The 19,057-nt window shown below is 46.8% G+C and carries 13 protein-coding genes; 8 read left to right on the top strand and 5 right to left on the bottom strand.

Translation table 11 applies throughout. The features are described 5' to 3' along the window. A partial coding sequence (locus tag SHEWPOL2_RS18000) for a LysR family transcriptional regulator (protein ID WP_037430360.1) occupies positions 1 to 940 on the bottom strand: 940 nt, incomplete at its 3' end. Positions 941 to 1,068: 128 nt separating this feature from the next. Between SHEWPOL2_RS18000 and SHEWPOL2_RS17995 the strand changes: the two genes are divergently transcribed. Together SHEWPOL2_RS17995 and SHEWPOL2_RS17990 are read left to right on the top strand one after the other, a co-directional pair. Then, positions 1,069 to 2,151, top strand: coding sequence for an efflux RND transporter periplasmic adaptor subunit (locus SHEWPOL2_RS17995; RefSeq protein ID WP_037430358.1), 1,083 nt, complete (start codon positions 1,069 to 1,071; stop codon positions 2,149 to 2,151). Between the two features lie 3 nt (positions 2,152 to 2,154). After that, the gene (locus tag SHEWPOL2_RS17990; protein WP_037430355.1) at positions 2,155 to 5,238 is read left to right on the top strand and encodes an efflux RND transporter permease subunit; all 3,084 of its coding nucleotides are present in this window, start codon (positions 2,155 to 2,157) and stop codon (positions 5,236 to 5,238) included. A gap of 153 nt (positions 5,239 to 5,391) precedes the next feature. On the opposite strand, the gene SHEWPOL2_RS17985 is transcribed toward SHEWPOL2_RS17990, so the two are convergent. Continuing rightward, entirely contained in the window at positions 5,392 to 5,982 is a 591-nt protein-coding gene (locus SHEWPOL2_RS17985; RefSeq protein WP_037430352.1) for an FxsA family protein, read from the bottom strand. Between the two features lie 222 nt (positions 5,983 to 6,204). Here SHEWPOL2_RS17985 and cutA point away from each other — a divergent pair, with 222 nt between their 5' ends. The 5 genes from cutA to SHEWPOL2_RS17960 all read left to right on the top strand — a co-directional run bounded on the left by cutA (position 6,205) and on the right by SHEWPOL2_RS17960 (position 12,774). Then, positions 6,205 to 6,528, top strand: coding sequence for a divalent-cation tolerance protein CutA (gene cutA / locus SHEWPOL2_RS17980; protein ID WP_037414243.1), 324 nt, complete (start codon positions 6,205 to 6,207; stop codon positions 6,526 to 6,528). Beyond that, the gene (locus SHEWPOL2_RS17975) at positions 6,525 to 8,366 is read left to right on the top strand and encodes a protein-disulfide reductase DsbD (RefSeq protein WP_037430349.1); all 1,842 of its coding nucleotides are present in this window, start codon (positions 6,525 to 6,527) and stop codon (positions 8,364 to 8,366) included. Before cutA ends, SHEWPOL2_RS17975 begins: the two co-directional genes overlap by 4 nt. Positions 8,367 to 8,517: 151 nt before the next feature. Beyond that, on the top strand, positions 8,518 to 10,158 hold the full coding sequence (locus tag SHEWPOL2_RS17970) for a cation:proton antiporter family protein (protein WP_037430346.1): 1,641 nt from the start codon (positions 8,518 to 8,520) through the stop codon (positions 10,156 to 10,158). Positions 10,159 to 10,456: 298 nt separating this feature from the next. Beyond that, entirely contained in the window at positions 10,457 to 11,602 is a 1,146-nt protein-coding gene (galK, locus tag SHEWPOL2_RS17965) for a galactokinase (protein WP_037430344.1), read from the top strand. A gap of 140 nt (positions 11,603 to 11,742) precedes the next feature. Next, the gene (locus SHEWPOL2_RS17960; protein WP_037430342.1) at positions 11,743 to 12,774 is read left to right on the top strand and encodes an aldose epimerase family protein; all 1,032 of its coding nucleotides are present in this window, start codon (positions 11,743 to 11,745) and stop codon (positions 12,772 to 12,774) included. A gap of 101 nt (positions 12,775 to 12,875) precedes the next feature. Here SHEWPOL2_RS17960 and SHEWPOL2_RS17955 read toward each other — a convergent pair whose 3' ends face one another. Next, complete coding sequence (locus SHEWPOL2_RS17955; RefSeq protein ID WP_037414254.1) at positions 12,876 to 13,280, bottom strand: hypothetical protein; 405 nt, start codon at positions 13,278 to 13,280, stop codon at positions 12,876 to 12,878. Between the two features lie 321 nt (positions 13,281 to 13,601). Beyond that, entirely contained in the window at positions 13,602 to 14,600 is a 999-nt protein-coding gene (locus SHEWPOL2_RS17950) for an NAD(P)H-quinone oxidoreductase (protein WP_037430339.1), read from the bottom strand. A 449-nt stretch (positions 14,601 to 15,049) separates the two neighbouring features. Between SHEWPOL2_RS17950 and SHEWPOL2_RS17945 the strand changes: the two genes are divergently transcribed. Next, the gene (locus SHEWPOL2_RS17945; protein WP_037430337.1) at positions 15,050 to 18,142 is read left to right on the top strand and encodes a M9 family metallopeptidase; all 3,093 of its coding nucleotides are present in this window, start codon (positions 15,050 to 15,052) and stop codon (positions 18,140 to 18,142) included. A 213-nt stretch (positions 18,143 to 18,355) separates the two neighbouring features. Here SHEWPOL2_RS17945 and SHEWPOL2_RS17940 read toward each other — a convergent pair whose 3' ends face one another. After that, positions 18,356 to 18,886: a hypothetical protein gene (locus tag SHEWPOL2_RS17940; RefSeq protein WP_037430335.1), complete on the bottom strand. Its 531-nt coding sequence runs from the start codon at positions 18,884 to 18,886 to the stop codon at positions 18,356 to 18,358. Between the last annotated feature and the right edge of the window lie 171 nt (positions 18,887 to 19,057).

The raw sequence follows: 19,057 nt of genomic DNA, 5'->3' as shown, positions 1-19,057 counted from the left end.
CCTCCGATGCCTTACAAACTCGGCGCACACTTTGCGTGCTGAGATTAGTTGGTACACCTTTCGGCGCCAGTTCTTTAATAATAAAGTCGATAAAGCGTCTGCTGGCTAAGCTTACATAACGTCTTGATGGATAGGCTAAATAGCATTCGCCGGGATGGGACTCTATCTCAGGTAACAGGGTAATTAGCTGCCCTGAAGCCACAAAATCAGCCACCACTTCCGCAGGCGCATACACAATGCCGCGCCCTTGCAGGGCAAACTCTACCGCCACCTCGACACTGTTGGAGCAGAAATTCCCCCGAACCCGAACTTCCTGTTCGGCACCAATCCATAACTCATTAAAGATCTTGCCATTTGAGAGCCTAAATAAGGCCACATTATGGGACTCAATCTCCTGTGGAGTCTGCGGCATACCATGTTGCACTAGGTATTGGGGACTAGCATAAAAACGCAAATCCGTGGTGAATATCGGCCGCACCACTAAATCTAAGGTATCTAATGCGGGTTCGACCACAAAGGCTACATCGAGATTGTTCTTCACCATATCAACAGATTCTGCGCTACTAATCACTTCAACCGTGAGCTTGGGATGCAGATCCATAAAACGGAAAATGGCTTGCATCAACACATTCATACTGTGGATAGGAAACATTTGAATGCGGAGATGGCCACTGATCTCAGCATCTTCGTTAGTCATCTCAAACAGAGTTTCATCGAGCTGCGCCAAGATATTCTGTGAACGTTGGTAAAAATGGCTTCCCGCCGAGGTCAGCGTCATCGAGCGGCTCTGTCGGTGGAATAGCTTGATATTCAGCTCATCTTCCAATGCCTGTAAACGCCGACTCACGGTCGATTTTGGTAAGTTAAGCAAATCCGCCGCTTCAATCAAACTGCCGGTTTCAGCGATTCGGTGAAATAACGCGAGGTCCTCTGTCTTCATTTTTAACTTAATATCAATCTCATTATGTGGGATTGATAATCCCAAAGTATCCCGTTTATTGCAACAACTTTAGCTGATATCTTCGCGCCCCTGAAATGCTGATAAATTGTTATTGAGGACTCTCCACCATGAAATCTTATCGACTTATTCCCTTGGCGGCGTTATTGCCAGCCCTGCTTACAGCCTGCACGCCAGCGGAAAGCTCGGTACAGGCGAGTGTCATCAGACCCGTAAAACTGTTTGAGGTTGCCAAACTCGAGGGCGGAGATTTTAGAACCTTCCCCGCGCGGGTGAGCGCCAATAGTCGCGCAGAATTGTCATTTCGCATTTCTGGGCAACTTACAGAGTTGGCGCTGGTAGAAGGGCAAAGTGTTAACCAAGGTAGCCTATTGGCTAAACTGGACGACAGGGATGCCTATAACAATTTAATGACCCGCGAAGCAGACCATGAACTGTTAGCGGCGGATTTTCAGCGTAAAACCGAACTCCTAAAGCGTAAATTAATCTCCCAAGCCGAGTTTGATAGCGCCCAAGCACAGCTTAAATCGGCCAAAGCCGCCTTAGCTGCCGCCCGTGACCAGTTAAGTTATACCAAGCTTATCGCCCCTTTTAGTGGCACAGTGGCCAAACGTTTAGTGGATAACCACCAAATTGTGCAGGCTAATCAAGGAATATTAACCCTACAAAACAACCATTTGCTCGATGTAAGTATTCAAGTACCCGAGTCAATGGCCGCGGGTTTAAACACTTATATCCAGCAGCAAAAGTTTGTCGCTAAAGTGCGTTTTAGTGCATTAGCAGGCATGGAGTTTGATGCGAAATTCAAGGAATACTCCACCCAAGTTACGCCCGGCACTCAGGCCTATGAAGTGGTGTTTTCGCTACCACAACCCAAGGATATTCAATTACTTCCAGGGATGAGCGCTGAATTAACCCTGGCCTTAATGAAAAGCCCAGACCAAGCAGCATCGGCCATAGTGCCAGTCACCGCTATCGATAAACGCGATCAGGATGGCCGAGTCCAAGTGTGGGTCTATCAAGCGCAATCGGGCGAAGTGAAACCCGCTGCTGTCACCTTAGGCCGAGTCACCAGTGAAGGGGTTGAAGTGCTTGGCGGTATTAATAATGGCGATTTAATTGTCAGTGCAGGTGTATCCCAATTATCCGACGGGATGAAAGTCAAACCACTACGCTGGCAGCGCGGAGTTTAATCCATGAATATTGCTGAGTATTCAATCCGCCACAAAGTCATCAGTTGGATGTTTGTATTACTGCTACTCGTGGGCGGTAGTGTGAGCTTTACCGGTCTTGGGCAGTTAGAGTTTCCCGAATTTACCATTAAAGAAGCCCTAGTCATCACCGCCTATCCGGGTGCATCGCCAGAGCAAGTGGAAGAAGAAGTCACCCTTCCCCTCGAAGATGCCTTACAGCAGCTCGATGCGGTTAAGCACGTAACCTCCATTAACAGTGCGGGTTTGTCGCAGATCCAAATTGAGGTCAAAGAAACCTATGACAAAACGAGCCTGCCGCAGGTGTGGGATGAAGTACGTCGTAAGGTCAACGACACCGCAGGACAACTGCCTCCCGGCACTAGCACGCCCAAAGTCTATGACGACTTTGGCGATGTGTACGGCATTTTGTTTAATCTCTCAGGGCCTGACTATAGTAACCGTGAATTAAGCAATTATGCCGATTATTTGCGCCGCGAACTGGTACTGGTGCCAGGGGTCAAAAAGGTTTCAGTTGCGGGCAGCGTAACTGAGCAGGTTGTGATTGAAATATCACAACAAAAACTCTCGGCACTGGGGTTAGATCAAAGCTATATCCACGGCCTGATTAACAATCAAAACGTGGTCTCCAACGCGGGCAGTTTAGTGGTGGGCGATAATCGTATTCGCATCCATCCCACCGGAGAATTTAGCAGTGTGCAGGATCTCGCACGTCTGATCGTCAGCCCGCCCGGCAGCACTGAGCTTATCTATCTTGGTGATATTGCCCATATAGAAAAAGATTATGATGAAACCCCTGACGTGCTCTATCACAACCGTGGCGAAGCCGCCCTCTCCCTTGGGATTTCCTTTTCAAGTGGCGTCAACGTGGTCGAAGTGGGTAAAAGCGTTAGCGAGCGCCTTGCCGAACTGGAGTCTCAGCGCCCAATAGGGATGAGCTTAGACACGGTTTATAACCAAAGTTTGGCGGTGGATGACACAGTAAATGGCTTTTTGATCAATCTATTAGAATCGATTGCCATCGTTATTGCCGTACTCTTGCTGTTTATGGGTTTACGCTCAGGCTTATTGATGGGGGTCATCTTACTGTTGACCATTCTCGGTACTTTTATCGTGATGAAAGTGCTAGGTATTGAACTGCAACTGATCTCCCTCGGCGCGCTGATTATTGCTTTGGGTATGTTGGTCGATAACGCCATTGTCGTTACCGAAGGTATTCTAATTGGTCTGCGTCGTGGCAAGACTCGCCTCGAAGCCGCCAAACAAATTGTGTCGCAAACTCAGTGGCCACTGCTTGGCGCCACCGTTATTGCGATTATCGCGTTTGCACCGATTGGCTTATCGCAAAATGCCGCGGGGGAGTTTTGTCGCTCACTGTTCCAAGTGTTGATGATTTCCTTATTTATCAGTTGGATTACCGCGATCACCCTGACGCCTTTCTTCTGCCATTTGCTGTTTAAAGATGCCCCCGCAGATGAGGAAGAGCAGGACCCATACAAGGGCTGGTTCTTTAGCATATACCGCGCGAGCTTAACCTTTGCCCTACGTTTTAGAATCGCCAGCATTTTATTAGTCGGTGCCATGCTCGTTAGCGCAGTGATTGGCTTTGGTCATATCAAGAATGTGTTCTTCCCCGCATCTAATACGCCCATCTTCTTTGTCGATATTTGGATGCCAGAAGGTACAGATATTAAAGGCACTGAACGCTTTACCGCCGATATTGAGCAGCAGTTACTCAAGCAAGCCGAGGAACAACATAGTGGCTTAAAACACTTAACAACGGTCATTGGCCAAGGTGCGCAGCGGTTTGTGTTGCCCTATCAACCCGAAAAGGGCTATCCCGCCTATGCGCAGCTCATTATTGAAATGGCAGATTTAGCCTCCTTAAAAGTCTATATGCCAGAGCTAGAAACCTTTTTAAATCAGAGATTCCCGCAGGCACAGTTCAGATTAAAGAATATGGAAAACGGCCCTTCTCCCGCCGCGAAGATTGAGGCTCGCTTCTACGGTGATGATCCCGAAGTACTGCGTACTCTAGGCGCTCAAGCCGAAGCCATCTTCCATGCGGAGCCGAGTATGGACGGTATTCGCCATGACTGGCGCAACCAAGTGACTTTAATTCGTCCGCAATTAGAAAATGCTCAAGCAAGGGAAACGGGGATCAGTAAACAGGATCTGGATAACGCACTGTTAGTTAACTTTAGCGGCAAACAGATTGGCCTGTACCGTGAAACCAGCCATTTACTCCCCATCGTTGCCCGCGCACCCGCCGAGGAGCGTTTACAGGCGGACAGCCTGTGGAAACTGCAAATCTGGAGTAGCGAGCACAGCACCTTTGTACCAGCAACGCAAGTTGTAAGCAGCTTCGATACTCAATGGGAAAACCCCTTAGTAAAACGTCGCGATCGGATGCGGATGTTAGCCGTTTTAGCCGATCCTAAACTGGGTAGCGATGAAACCGCCGACTCAGTATTACGTAAAGTCAAAGCTAAGGTCGAAGCCATCAGCTTGCCTGCGGGTTACCACTTAGAATGGGGTGGCGAGTATGAAACGGCGGGTGAAGCCCAAACCGCGGTATTTAGCTCAATTCCACTGGGTTACTTGGCGATGTTTTTAATCACAGTGTTCCTGTTTAACTCGGTACGCCAGCCGTTAGTGATTTGGTTTACCGTGCCATTGGCCTTAATTGGGGTATCGGCGGGATTATTGATTTTCGACGCGCCCTTTAGCTTTATGGCGCTGCTGGGACTACTGAGTCTATCGGGCATGGTGATTAAAAACGGTATTGTATTGGTTGACCAGATCAACCTCGAACTCAGTGAAGGCAAAGTCGCCTATTTAGCCTTAATCGATTCCTGTGTCAGCCGCGTTCGCCCTGTGATGATGGCGGCGATCACGACCATGCTCGGGATGATACCTCTGATCCCCGACGCCTTTTTCGGCTCCATGGCGATCACTATCATCTTTGGTTTAGGTTTTGCGTCGCTGCTGACCCTTATCGTGCTGCCAGTGATGTACAGCTTGGCCTTTAACATCAAACCGAATGCGGTGGCGAGCGAGAAACACTAGCCCGCCACTCCCCCTAAACGCTTCCCGGCGTGGCCGATCGATGCTGCTTATTAGCATCGATTGGCCTTTTCATATTGGGTATCGAAGAATAGCGGCTAACCCGGATAACTTGAGGCTTTAAACAGAGGAAAGAAAATCGAGCTGAAAAGCGGATTACGCCTTTGGATCTTTGGGATATTCGTCTTTATCCACCAATTGGTGGCTTTCAGGACGTTTATCGCTAGGGTCGGCCTTATGTTCAAAGTCGCCTTCGTACACATTGCCATCGGCATGTTTATTTTGCTCAAAGGGAGGTTGCTCGAAAGGATTTGTTTGTGAGCCAGAATGAGAGCCAAAGGGACCCGCACCAAAACCGCCGTGCATACCGCCTTGTAAACCCGACACCACTCGCAGTTGCATACGTTTAAACACTAAGGCTGCTATCGGACGACGAGTTAAAGGAGTGAGCAACAATAAACCAATAAAATCAGTCACAAATCCAGGAATAACCAGCAATACCCCTGCCATGGCTAGCATCATACCTTCGACAATTTCTTGCCCTGGCGCCTCACCTCGCGCGAGCTTTTGCTGCACTTGCATTAGAGTACTTAATCCTTGACTGCGTACTAAAGACACGCCCAATACAGCAGTAAATAATACAAGGCCAATAGTGGTCCAAGTACCCAGCACTTCACCCACGCGGATTAACACTGACAGCTCAACAACTGGGATCAGCACAAATAATAAAAATAGGATTAAAAACATACCGACCTCAGATTTATCTTGCTCGTTTGAAAACTAAATGGGGGCAATCCGGTCTTAATTCAAGTCATTAGGGCGCAGACTGCGCTAAAGCGGTGAAACTTCTGATAGTTAGCTCACTCTTTCGTTAAGCCGTTAATGTATGAGACCATAAAAACACGTAAAGTAGCTTAGCCTAATAGGCTTAAGCGAAGTTTAAGATTGTTAGGGGACGATACCCACACTATGCAGCCTCAGTATTTAATGGTCAGCACTAGCTGTCCAGACGACGTTCATGCCAATCGCATCGCCCATGCGTTAGTGGAAGCGCGTATCGCGGCTTGTGTGCATATTTCAGCACCCATCCGCTCGGTCTATACGTGGGAAGGAAAAATCTGTGAAGAGCAAGAAATTAGCTTACACATTAAATGTTTACAAACTCGCTATCCAGAGTTAGAACAGCTTGTGCTTAAACTTCACCCTTATCAAGTGCCTGAAATTATTGCCGTACCCGTCACTCACGGGCTACCAGCCTACTTAGATTGGATAAAAGATAACACTCAGCCATGAAAAAACTACTTAGCCTTACCTTTACTGCATTATTGCTCCTCGCGCCTCTCACTCTAAGTGGCAATGCTTTTGCGAATAACTTTGGTTTTCTAAAAAGCGAACCTGAGTTAATGCCCGTTGATCAAGCCTTTGCCTTTGATTTTAAGCAGGAAGGCAATAAGGTTACCCTTAATTGGGTGATTGCCGACGGCTACTACATGTACCGCGATAAACTCAAATTTAGTGTCAATGGCGCTGAATTGGGCACCATTGACCTACCAAAGGGCAAACCTCATAACGATGAGTATTTTGGTGAACAAGAGGTTTACTACACCTATATCGACATTCCCGTTGGCCTAAAGCAAGCCAATGACAACAGCACCTTAAGCGTCACCTTTATGGGCTGCGCCGAGGGTAAACTCTGTTATCCACCAACCAAGCGAGATGTCAGCTTAAAAGCGGTGGCAGCTAATGATGGGCAAATCGCCTCTAGCGCAGATAGCGGCGAAAATACCAAGCCTGCCGCCACTGACACAGATGCCAAAGCAAGCAGCGCCCCTGCTAAGCCGATTACTCAGCAGGATAGCCTAAGCCAGATGTTGTCTAACGACAGTTTACTCTGGACCTTAGTGATCTTCTTCGGTTTAGGGATTGGGCTTGCACTCACCCCTTGCGTGTTCCCCATGTATCCGATTTTATCGGGCATTATTGTCGGTCAAGGGCAAAAACTGTCGACCGCCAAAGCCTTCACCCTGTCGATGGCCTATGTGCAAGGAATGGCAATCACCTACTCGATTTTAGGTTTAGTCGTCGCGTCGGCGGGGATGAAATACCAAGCGGCGCTGCAACATCCCGCGGTGCTCGTGGTATTAGCCATCCTGTTCTTTGTACTCAGTTTATCCATGTTTGGCTTGTACGATCTCAAACTGCCTTCAAGCTGGCAGGAGAAGATGAACTCGATTTCCAACAATCAAAAAGGCGGCAATTTAGTTGGCGTGTTTTTGATGGGGGTAATCTCAGGATTGGTTGCCTCGCCTTGCACCACGGCTCCACTTTCTGGCGCCTTAGTCTATGTGGCGCAAACCGGGGATTTATTACAAGGCTTCCTCGCCCTGTATGTGCTGAGTATGGGCATGGGCGTACCACTACTTATCATTGGCACCTCGGGTGGTAAGTTACTGCCTCGCGCTGGCGCTTGGATGAATATCATTAAAACCGTGTTTGGCTTCCTGCTGATTGCGGTATCGATTGTGATGCTTGGCCGTATTTGGACGGGCGTGGTTTCCGATGTGCTTTGGTCGCTTTGGGGCATTAGCTTCACCGGTTACCTGATGCACCAAAATAAGCTCAGCGCCTTTAACTGGAAACAAACCGTACGCTCAGTGCTACTCACCTTAACCCTGCTGGCAAGCTTCTCCTATGGCTTCCAAGCTGTGATGGGTCACTTTGGCTTTAGCCACAGTCCGGTTGCGACTGCAACAACGACTGAGCAAGCGCATGGCTTTAAACGGATAAAATCCATTGAAGATTTGGACCGCGAAATTGCCGCTGCCACGGCAGTTGGTAAGCCTGTGATGCTGGATCTCTACGCTGACTGGTGTGTGGCTTGTAAAGAGTTTGAAGCCATTACCTTTAAAGACGCCGAAGTATTAGCGCGAATGAACAAAATCGTGCTGCTGCAAGCCGATGTCACTAAGAGTGATGCTGTGGATGTCGCTCTGCTTGAAAAATACAATGTCCTCGGTTTACCGACATTATTGATGTTTAACGAGCAAGGTGAACAGCGAGAAGATTTAAGGGTAACCGGCTTTATGGGTCCCAAGGAGTTTGCAGCTCATTTAGATCACTTGGTGAAATAATCTCGACTAAACGCTAACACTCCTCTGCGGCGTTTTAGCGTAAAATCAACAAAAAGCGGACTTTTTTCATTAAAAGTCCGCTTTTTTATCGCGCTGTCATCGATTTCTTATACAATCCTTGTTTATCGTGGACTTTTTAGATTGGAGCATTATGGAACCAGCTATCCTCATTATCACCCTTATTTGCGGCATGCTCGTTAGCCGTATAGGACTGCCCCCACTCATCGGCTACTTAGTGGCGGGCTTTGTACTCTTTGTATTAGGTATTGAAAAAGAAAGCCTGCCACTGCTGCAAGAACTCGCCAATTTAGGGGTTACGCTACTGCTGTTTGCGATTGGTTTAAAACTCGATATTCGTAGCCTATTTAAGGCTGAAGTGTGGGCGGGGTCGAGTGTGCATTTGATGCTATCGATCCTAGTATTCGTCCCTATTCTCAAAATATTAGGGTTATTAGGATTATCTCAACTGACCAGTTTAGGGATTGAGCAGTTAACCTTACTGGCATTTGCGTTAAGCTTCTCCAGTACCGTTTTTGCGGTAAAGGTCTTAGAAGATAAAGGGGATATGCAATCCCTGTATGGCCGTGTTGCTATTGGTATCCTGATTATGCAGGATATTTTTGCCGTACTCTTTTTAACCATTTCTAAGGGCGATGTGCCTTCGGTGTGGGCATTTGCGTTATTGTTATTACCTCTGGCAAAACCACTGATTTATAAAGCTTTTGACCGTGTTGGCCACGGTGAATTATTAGTGCTATTTGGATTAGTAATGGCACTGGTTGTCGGCGCTTGGTTATTTGAATCCGTTGGCTTAAAACCGGATCTCGGCGCATTAGTTATTGGTATTTTGCTCGCAGGACATAAAAAAGCCTCTGAGCTAGCTAAATCATTGTTCTATTTTAAAGAACTCTTTCTTGTCGCCTTCTTCTTAACCATTGGTCTCAATGGCTTACCCACGATTTCGGATATCGTGCTGGCTACATTATTAGTACTGTTAGTACCGCTAAAAATCTTATTGTTTGTCTATATTCTTACTCGCTTTAAATTACGTTCGCGCACCTCGATGTTAGGTTCCTTTAACCTAGGTAACTTCTCCGAGTTTGGTCTGATCGTCGCTGCGGTTGCCACCAGCAAAGGCTGGCTACCGTCACAATGGTTGGTGATTATTGCCGTGGCCTTAAGCTTTAGCTTTTTATTAGCAGCGCCGCTCAATGCTACGGTCGGAAATATTTATCAACGCTTCCAACAGCGACTCGTTAGGTTAGAAAAACGCCCATTGCACCCAGAAGATCGCCCCATTGCCATTGGTAATCCACGCTTTTTAATCCTAGGGATGGGGCGTATTGGTAGTGGAGCCTACGATGAACTGCGTGCCCGGTTCGACGGTGAGATCCTCGGGATTGAGCATAAGCAAGACTTGGTCGATTTACACCGCGCTAAAGGCCGTAATGTTGTGCAAGGGGACGCTTCCGATACCGACTTTTGGGAGAAGCTTGATAAAGCGCCCAATCTTGAATTAGTGCTGCTAGCAATGCCGCATCATGCGGGGAATCTCTTCGCTGTTGAGCAACTTAAGAAGCTGAATTATCAAGGTAAACTAAGTGCAATCGTACAATATGGTGAGGATGCCGCATCACTCAGAAGTTCTGGTGTGCACAGCGTTTACAACCTATACGAAGCGGCGGGTGCGGGTTTTGTCGACCATGTGGTTCATGAGTTACTACCAGACTCTGAAACGAAGGCAGTTGCCGACCTAGACGATGACAACAAACAACATTCTGCCGCGGTTTAAGGCGTGTTTACGTTTGTTATCATGAATAAAACTCATCCTATTTAGGTTAAAAATGACTCAGGAAAGGGATTAACCTGAGTCATTACCTCACCCGATAAAACCTATCAAAACCACTAAAAATCAATCACCTTAACGCACTTACACACGCTCAAACATTGCGGCGTTTTTGACTATCGGTTTTCTCTGACAAGCTTATCGTCAATGCCATAGAAAATCTCAGTTACATCGCCGACTTAGTCGTGATATAAATCGAAGACAAGAACGAAATTAGCCCAGCTTTTTTGGAAGTCTTCTCAGCATGTCGAACCCTGCGCAGCGCGCCACCAAGTTATTTGTCCAAACCTTTGGCACTAAAGCCGATGATTTATATCAAGCCCCAGGTCGAGTAAATCTGATCGGTGAATACACGGATTACAACGACGGCTTTGTTTTGCCTGCCGCCATTAATTTTCATACGGTGATTGCCGTTAAACGCCGTGAAGACAACAAGTTTCGCGCCGTTGCTGATGCCTTTCCCGGGCAAATTAAAGAATGGACCTTCGGCAAAGAAACCGAAATCCATCCCGAGGACGGTTGGGTAAATTATTTAAAAGGGTTCACCGCGGCGATGGCCAACACAGGGCTCATTGCCAAGGGCTTAGATTTGGCCGTGGTAGGCGATGTACCGCTCGCAGCAGGATTATCTTCCTCTGGCGCCTTGGTCGTCGCCTTTGGCACAGCGATTAGTGACAGCAGCCAATTGCATCTCTCACCGATGGCAGTGGCACAATTAGCGCAACGTGGCGAATATCGATATGTCGCATCGGCTTGCAGCATTATGGATCACATGGTTTGCGCGATGGGTGAGCCGGATCATGCCCTGCTCATCGACTGCCTTGACCTTGATAGCGAACCGATTGCAATCCCTGAGAATCTCAGCCTGATCATCATTGATGCGCATATTGAGAAACAACGATTAGCGGCGATTAGCCAGCAGCGACGTGAGGAATGCGCTCAAGCTGCCGAATTTTTTGGTTTAGACGCTCTGCGCCATCTTGAACTGCGTCAGCTTGAAAGTGCCAAGGATAAATTGGATGAAACCCTTTATCGCCGCGCCAAACACGTAGTCACCGAGAATAAACGCACTCAGAGTGCTGCTCGGGCACTCGAGCAAAATAATATTTCTAAATTCAGCCTATTAATGGCTCAATCTCATCAATCACTGCGAGATGATTTTGAGGTAACACTGCCTGAATTTGACACTTTGGTGGATATTGTTAGCCAAGTGATTGGCGAACGCGGTGGCATACGCATGACCGATGGCTGCGTGGTCGCGCTCGTCGACCATGAGCTTACCGATGCGGTAGTTTCTGCGGTCGAACAGACATTTTTCGAGCAAACAGGGATAGATGCAACCGTTTATCTCTGTTCAGCAAGTGCTGGCGCGGGCCGTATCGACAGTTAAACACTTAATCGCACCTGCTAACTCCGCCACTAATACCATACGAATTCAACCATGAATTGTGTGGTATTTGTCATTTTTAAGAGGCAAAATCAAACGGTTAAATAATCTACGGTAGGCATTTTGACATTGAGGGAAACTAAATGGTGCGTTTCAGTGTATTAGATCCTTGGACCGATCCCCGCGGCGGCGAAATTGAACGTGTGCGGATAGACAATGGCATCATCGCCTTGGAAGTGCTCAGTTTAGGCGGCATTATTCGCGCGCTTTGGACGCCCGATAAACAGGGCGAGCGCGCCAATATCGTTTTAGGCTGCGACAGTGCCGAAGATTACCTGACTCAAAATGCCCACCTTGGCGCCATTGCAGGCCGCTTTGCCAATCGTATAGCCCTTGGCAAGCTGCAATATCAGGGGCAAACCTATCAACTGGATATCAATCAGGCTAGCAACTGCTTACATGGTGGCCGCGAAGGTTTTAACAGAAAGAACTGGCACTTAGGCCCGCTTCCCGATGGTGTAAGATTAACCTTAGTGAGTCCAGATGGCGATATGGGCTTCCCCGGTAATTGCACGGTGCAATTAGACTATCGCCTTGCCGCCAATAATCTCTATGTAGAAATGCTGGCCTCCGTAGATAAACCTTGTCCGGTGAGCCTGACGCAGCACAGCTATTTTAATCTGGATGGTACGAGCAATAATTATCAGCACCAGATGCAAATCGATGCGACACGCTATTTAACGATGAATGAAGTCGGCATCCCGACAGGAATTGCTGAGGTTAAAGATAGTATTTTCGATTTAACTCAAAGTGTTTCCCTTGGCGAAAAACTTCACGCTCCCGAACTAACAAGCACCCAAGGTTATGATCATTGCTATCTGATGGATAACCCCGATGGTTCACTACGCCGATTTGGTTGTTTAAGCAGTCCTGTCAGCGGCCGCGCCATGACGGTATTTACCAATCAGCCTGGCGTACAACTCTACTGCGCTAACTTTTTAGCGGGAACCGTGGGACGAAACCAACAAAGTTTGCACCAATATCAGGGCGTGTGTATTGAACCGCAAAAGCTGCCTGACTCGCCCAATCAACCGCAATTGGGTGATGATGCCTGGTTAGTACCAGGGAAAATCTATCATCATATTAGTCGATATCAATTTGATATTGTTGACTAAAGTTGAAATGAGCATCTGTAGGAATTAAAAAGAAAGGCTGGTAAGGAATAAAGTCGTTTCATTCCTTACCTTTATCCAATGTTGCCGAAGCAAATTGGATATTAATCGTCGAAATCATCGCCCCAATCTTCATCGAAATCAGCACCAATTGCATCGGTTTCGATTTCAGGCTCAACCTCAGGTTTAGCCTTACGTACTGGGCCAGAATCCTTAACGTTGTTCAGATCAATACGAGCTTGATGCTTGCTCATAAATTGAGCGCGAGCCGCTTTCCATGCACCGCTAAACTTAGCCTCAGCAGCTTTTAATGCGGCCTCATCTAAGTCGTATAGGTTCACTTTTACTATGTCTTCTACATACTCAACAATGGCATCACGGTCGGTATTGTAGAGGTAAATTCGTCCAGGGGAAGCCTCTGGCAGCTGGTTGTCGTGGACGACAATCGCATTGCCCTTCGATGTTCTCAGCTCACCATACCAAACCTGTTTCTTTGCTGTGTTATACATATATGCCAATACCCTTAAATCAACACATACACTATGAGTTTTTTAGTCTGAATAAGCGAAGCGACGCTTGCTTTGATCCACGAATAGCGCCGGAAAGTCTCTGACGTTTTCAACTGGGTATTTTTACAGAATATTTTCGATAATCAATGCCTCAAACCATGAAATTTTCACTTATTACGCATTAATTTCGGCCAAAGTCTCTAAAAAAATTTGTCACTAACGACTTTAGTCTAAAAAAACATCACATCAAGTTTTAATTATGCACCTATAACCATTAAATTATTGAAGCGATAAGAGGTTACAGCTTGTAGCTGAGTTAATTCAAAATGTTAATACCACTTTGCCCCTATGTTCGCCCGACTGCATTAATCTATGGGCCTTAGGCGCATCGTTCAATGGGTACGTTGCAAAAATATGTGGCACGATTTGCTGGCTATCAAGTAATGGCCAAACACGTTCGTGTAATTGCCTTGCGATTTCAGCTTTGGCTTCAACCGTTTGTGGTCTTAGGGTTGAACCTGTCCAGACAATTCGCTTAGCCATCAGCTGGAGAATATTAACCTCAGCTTTAGGACTACGTTGAGTTGAGACCGACACCATACGCCCATCCAACGCAAGCGCTTGCAAATTGAGGTTAATAAAATCGCCACCCGCGATATCAAATACCACATTAACGCCTTTACCCTGCGTAAAGCTCATGACTTCTTCGACAAAATTCTGAGTGTTGTAATTGACAACAAGATGGGCACCTAATCCTGAGCAATAGTCGCGCTTTTCATCCTGCCCAGTAGTCGCAATCACTTGCGCACCAAGACGATTCGCCAGCGCAATCGCCGTACTGCCAATGCCACCAGAGCCACCGTGTATCAAAACGGTTTCGCCCGCCTTGAGTCCGGCGCGCATAAACAAGTTACCCCAAACAGTAAAAAAAGTTTCAGGTAACGCGGCAGCTTGCACCATCGAAAATCCTGTTGGAATCGGCAAACAATGAGCTGCATAGGTCAAGGTGTATTCGCCATAACCGCCACCTGGGACTAAAGCACAAACCTTATCCCCCAGTTGCCATTGAGTCACGCCTTTCCCTATGGCGCAAATTTCACCAGCCACTTCAAGCCCTAAAATTAACGATGCTCCGGGTGGCGGCGGATAGGCTCCAGCCCTTTGCTTGAGATCCGGCCCATTCACCCCAGCCGCACTTACTCGAATAAGAACTTGTCCGTCCCCGACAACCGGTAAGGGTGAACGGGAAAGTTGCATCACCTCTGGCTCACCGGGTTGTTCAATATGAATATGGGCATAATCTTTTGGTAAATCTGACATAGCTAACTCCTTGTACAACTTTGGGATTTCGGCTTATCGCTGCAAACATAGCGGCATCATACTCAGGTTAAAACATATTAACCCAAACAATGTTGGAATGAACTTTGTTGACCGTTAGCGAGGTAACAAAAGGACGCCAGCAACTTGAATGAAACGATGCCACATTAAAACAATTGCCGTCTACATTACCAATCTTTATTAACCGCACGACAATTCAATAAAAAATACAATAAAAACATAATGATAAAAATAATGTGAAAAAAATGTAAATTTTTATCGATTTATATTGGATATTTTATGCAATTTATTTCATGATAATTCGGCGCTAACTGAATTAGACAAGCATTAAATTCAGTTGGACCAATGAGGTCCGAGGTTAATTGCTGTAATACATCGGATAACGCCCAAGGAAGATCTGCTTTGCAGATAAAAATAACTATGGATACACCATGAAACAGACCCTACTTTTCGCGGCTATTAGCTTAGCCATCGCTACACCCTCGCTCGCCCATAACCATTTAGTATCAGACCAACACGCTGCAATCCCCAGTACGTTAGCACCAATAGCTTCGCCGTCAGCGCCACTCAATTTTGATGTCAACCATCGGCCGTTATTACCCAGCAACAGCTTGATAGCCTCCCCTAACGAGCCGACACACTCTGAGTATCTCGATGCACATTCTTCACAACAGCAAGCGTTGCTCGAGAACTCTCCGAGATCAAAAGCCAGCAGCTTTGCCGCCAATGCCAACTGTAGTAATTTTGTTGGTAAATCGGGCCAAGCCCTATTAGACGAGCTAACGCAGTCCTCGCCGCAGTGTGTCGGTAAGCTATTTAATCTCAAGGGAAGTGACGCAAGCAGCGTATTTAGTGAGGCGAATGTATCCACAGTTGCTAATGCGATTGCGGCCAAGGCGCCCGAATACACTGGCGTGGATAACCAAGGCATTGAGTCACATATTTACTTTGTGCGCGCCGCGCTTTATGTGCAGTTTTACAATCCCAGCGACGTACCCGCCTACAGCAGTGCGGTGAAAAATAATTTAAAATCAGCGCTTAATGCTCTCTTTACTAATAACGCCATTTGGACACTCTCCGATGCCAATGCCAGCGTGCTCAAAGAAGCACTGATCCTGATTGATTCGGCTGAACTGGGGGCTGATTTTAACTTTGTCACCCTCAAAGTGCTCAATGACTACAACAGCACATGGCAAGCCAGCTTTGCAATGAATGCGGCCGCCAATACCGTATTTACCACCTTATTCCGCGCCCAGTGGAATACTGACATGCAGGCGCTGTTTGCCCGAGATCATGCCATTTTGGATGCGCTCAACCAGTTCCAACTTAACCATAGGGACTTACTCGGCACCAATGCTGAATATGTTTTAGTCAATGCTGTCAGAGAGTTATCTAGACTGTACTACATTGATGCCATGCGCCCCAAAGTGACCCAATTGGTCAAAAATATCTTAAATAGCACCAGCAAAAATGATCCCAGTAAAGTGCTGTGGTTTGCAGCTGCCGAGATGGCAGATTACTACGATCGCAGCAACTGCAATGCTTATCAGATCTGTGGTTTCAAGGCGCAATTGGCCGCCGATAGCTTACCGTTTAATTGGAAATGCTCCGACAGCCTCAAGATCCGCGCCCAAGATCTTTATCAAGATCAAGCAAAATGGGCATGCGGAGTATTAAGTCAGCAAGAAAGCCATTTCCACACAATACTCGAAACGGGAATGCAGGCGGTCGCACAGGATAACAATGATGATTTAGAGCTGGTGATTTTTGGCAGCTCGTCAGAATATCAATCCCTTGCCAACAGCATTTTTGGGATCAATACCAACAATGGCGGCATGTATTTAGAAGGCTCTCCCGCAGGACTTAAAAACCAAGCGCGCTTTATTGCATATGAGGCAGAATGGCGTCGCCCAGATTTTCATGTGTGGAACTTACAGCATGAATACGTGCATTACCTTGATGGTCGCTACAACCTGTTTGGCGACTTCAGCCGCAGCGTATCCGCCAACACAATTTGGTGGATTGAAGGATTAGCGGAATATATTTCATACCGAGATGCCAACCCCGCTGCCATCGCAATGGGGGAAACGGGCGAGTATATGCTCTCAACCATCTTTAAAAACACCTATGACTCTGGCCAAGACCGCATCTACCGTTGGGGTTACCTCGCCGTACGCTTTATGTTTGAAAACCACCGCGATGATGTTCGCCAGATCCTAACCTTCCTGCGTAATAACCAATATCCTGAATATCAAGCATTTATGGATTCCATTGGCACCCGCTATGACAACGAATGGCGCGGCTGGCTCACCAGCGGTTTAAGCACCACTAACAATGGTATTGTCGATAAAGGCCCAAGTGATGAACAGGCTAATGCCAGTGGTCGCGAAGGTAACTGGGCAGGCCCTGCGGGCACCATCAGCAAAGATTACTCGCCCTGCCAAGTCAGTAACGAAGCATACCGCTATAGCGAGTCAGCCAGCCTCAGTCTTGAGGTACCTATGGAGTGTATTGACGCCAAACAAGGCCGAGCCAGCTTTAGCTTTGCCAACACTGACCGCTCGGCTCAGGATATTTGGATCAAAATTGGCGGTGGTTGGGGTGATGCCGATATTTATTACGATTCAAGGGGATGGGCAAGTGCTGAAAAAAATCAGGGCTATGGCATCGGCAACGGTAATTACCAAGTGATCAAAGTGAGCCTAAACCCCAATGAACTTTGGCACTATATCACCCTAGAAGGCGATTTTGGTGGTGTTGATATGCTAGTGAGTACCACTGAGTTAGTTGCCGATACCGATCCCGATTTAGGTGATGGCGGCGATACTGGTGGTGAAGTACCCAGCAATTGCGGCGCCGCAACCATCAATTACGGCAAGCTAACCCTCGGAAAAGATGAATGCCTTAGCGGTGGCCGTAATAGCTTTTATTTCTGGGTCGATGCTGACAACAGCCAATTTAGTGTCAGCACAACCGGGGGAACAGGCGATGCCAATATTTACTTTAATGCCAATACTTGGGCAAGTGCGAGCAATGCCCAAGCCAGCAGTGTAAATCAAGGCAACAAAGAGTCCTTTAGCTTTACGGCAAACCGTGGCTGGCGATATATCACTGTTGATACCACGAGTGAATTTAGTGGCGTGAGCTTCAACCTTAAAGCCGGTGGTGGCAGTAGCGTTCCTAATCAAATTGCCAATGCCTGTGCGACTAAATCCCCAGTGAGCTATACCCAACTCACGCCGGGTGATGCCGTCTGCAGCGCCAATGGCCGTAATGACTATTACCTTTGGATTCCTGAAGGGACAAGCCAACTAGAAGTACGCTCGGCCCACGGAACTGGAGATGTCAGCCTTTACTCGGGTCGCAGCTGGGCCAATGCCCAGCAATATGAAGCCGCTTCAACAAATGCTGGCAGCACTACGGAGCAAATCAAGGTCAATAATCCCAGTGCTGGCTGGTATTACATTACGCTCCAAAGTGAAGGCCAAAGTACAGGTGTGGCCCTTCAAGTAGATTTACGTTAATCAGCCGTGCTATTGCGGTATAAGCTAAAAGCAAAAATCCCTGCTAGGCAGGGATTTTTATTATTTCAATTGGTTAGCACACTATGACAGCTTTAGCATTGCCTCAAACTCACACTCTGCGTGGTCGATTGCTTAGTAAACCAGCCATTGTTAACCGCGATTATAAGTAGAAGTTAATCTGACACAGAATGATAAACAGTCTCAGCAGCACGATTAAGGATGGGTGTCGAGATTTTCTAGCTCAAGGAATGTAAATACCATAGAAACATAAGACAAAAGCGATATACACTTATAGCTGTTAATTTTTGTTCCATAGTCCAAGTGTTTTCTAGAGCCATGCAATATGCCATTACGATTTGGACCGTTCTTCTTTTTGTTTTCACTTGCAGATGAAATGCCAGCAGAAAATTGTGTTTTTGACTCAAAAGGAGTGTAAAGATAAGGCATATACTCACCAGCTTTATCTTTGAACCTCTCTTGAAGTTTTTCCTTTCTTTGTTCGTGTTCACTGAACAGAAGAGAACCTACATTCTCGGAGAAAATACCTTCAGTTTGCGACAGGAAAAGAGGAATACACGCAATCCAATTATTTTGCTCATGCAAATCAAATGCTACAGACAAAATGTGCTTTCTTTTCTCATGATTCTGAAGGAGTGACTCTTTAATCTTGCTGTAGTTATAGTTAATCTCCTCAATCATATAGCTATCTAGTTTTTCTTGACTTTCATCAAAAGCCTTTTTCATGTTCCCCATGAAAGGCAATAAATCCGGCCACCCATTTTAAATCAACAACATAATGCACTTTCCGTTTGCCTGCAACCAGCTCTAGCTCAAATGATTTGAATGAGAGTCATCAAAAGTCGTTGAGACTGCATCTGAGGTAATAGATTGAGCTAATTCATTAAAAAATGGTTT

Source organism: Shewanella sp. POL2, from assembly GCF_000282755.1.
GTDB classification, from domain to species: domain Bacteria; phylum Pseudomonadota; class Gammaproteobacteria; order Enterobacterales; family Shewanellaceae; genus Shewanella; species Shewanella xiamenensis.
This window is presented reverse-complemented; position numbering and strand designations above follow the sequence as displayed.

Bases quoted from the DNA above. Each gene is read 5' to 3' on its own strand.
- galK (WP_037430344.1), top strand. From the start codon at position 10,457: ATGTCGAACCCTGCGCAGCGCGCCACCAAGTTATTTGTCCAAACCTTT.
- cutA (WP_037414243.1), top strand. From the start codon at position 6,205: ATGCAGCCTCAGTATTTAATGGTCAGCACTAGCTGTCCAGACGACGTT.
- SHEWPOL2_RS17955 (WP_037414254.1), bottom strand. From the start codon at position 13,280: ATGTATAACACAGCAAAGAAACAGGTTTGGTATGGTGAGCTGAGAACA.
- SHEWPOL2_RS17960 (WP_037430342.1), top strand. From the start codon at position 11,743: ATGGTGCGTTTCAGTGTATTAGATCCTTGGACCGATCCCCGCGGCGGC.
- SHEWPOL2_RS17970 (WP_037430346.1), top strand. From the start codon at position 8,518: ATGGAACCAGCTATCCTCATTATCACCCTTATTTGCGGCATGCTCGTT.
- SHEWPOL2_RS17945 (WP_037430337.1), top strand. From the start codon at position 15,050: ATGAAACAGACCCTACTTTTCGCGGCTATTAGCTTAGCCATCGCTACA.
- SHEWPOL2_RS17985 (WP_037430352.1), bottom strand. From the start codon at position 5,982: ATGTTTTTAATCCTATTTTTATTATTTGTGCTGATCCCAGTTGTTGAG.
- SHEWPOL2_RS17995 (WP_037430358.1), top strand. From the start codon at position 1,069: ATGAAATCTTATCGACTTATTCCCTTGGCGGCGTTATTGCCAGCCCTG.
- SHEWPOL2_RS17950 (WP_037430339.1), bottom strand. From the start codon at position 14,600: ATGTCAGATTTACCAAAAGATTATGCCCATATTCATATTGAACAACCC.
- SHEWPOL2_RS17940 (WP_037430335.1), bottom strand. From the start codon at position 18,886: ATGAAAAAGGCTTTTGATGAAAGTCAAGAAAAACTAGATAGCTATATG.
- SHEWPOL2_RS17975 (WP_037430349.1), top strand. From the start codon at position 6,525: ATGAAAAAACTACTTAGCCTTACCTTTACTGCATTATTGCTCCTCGCG.
- SHEWPOL2_RS17990 (WP_037430355.1), top strand. From the start codon at position 2,155: ATGAATATTGCTGAGTATTCAATCCGCCACAAAGTCATCAGTTGGATG.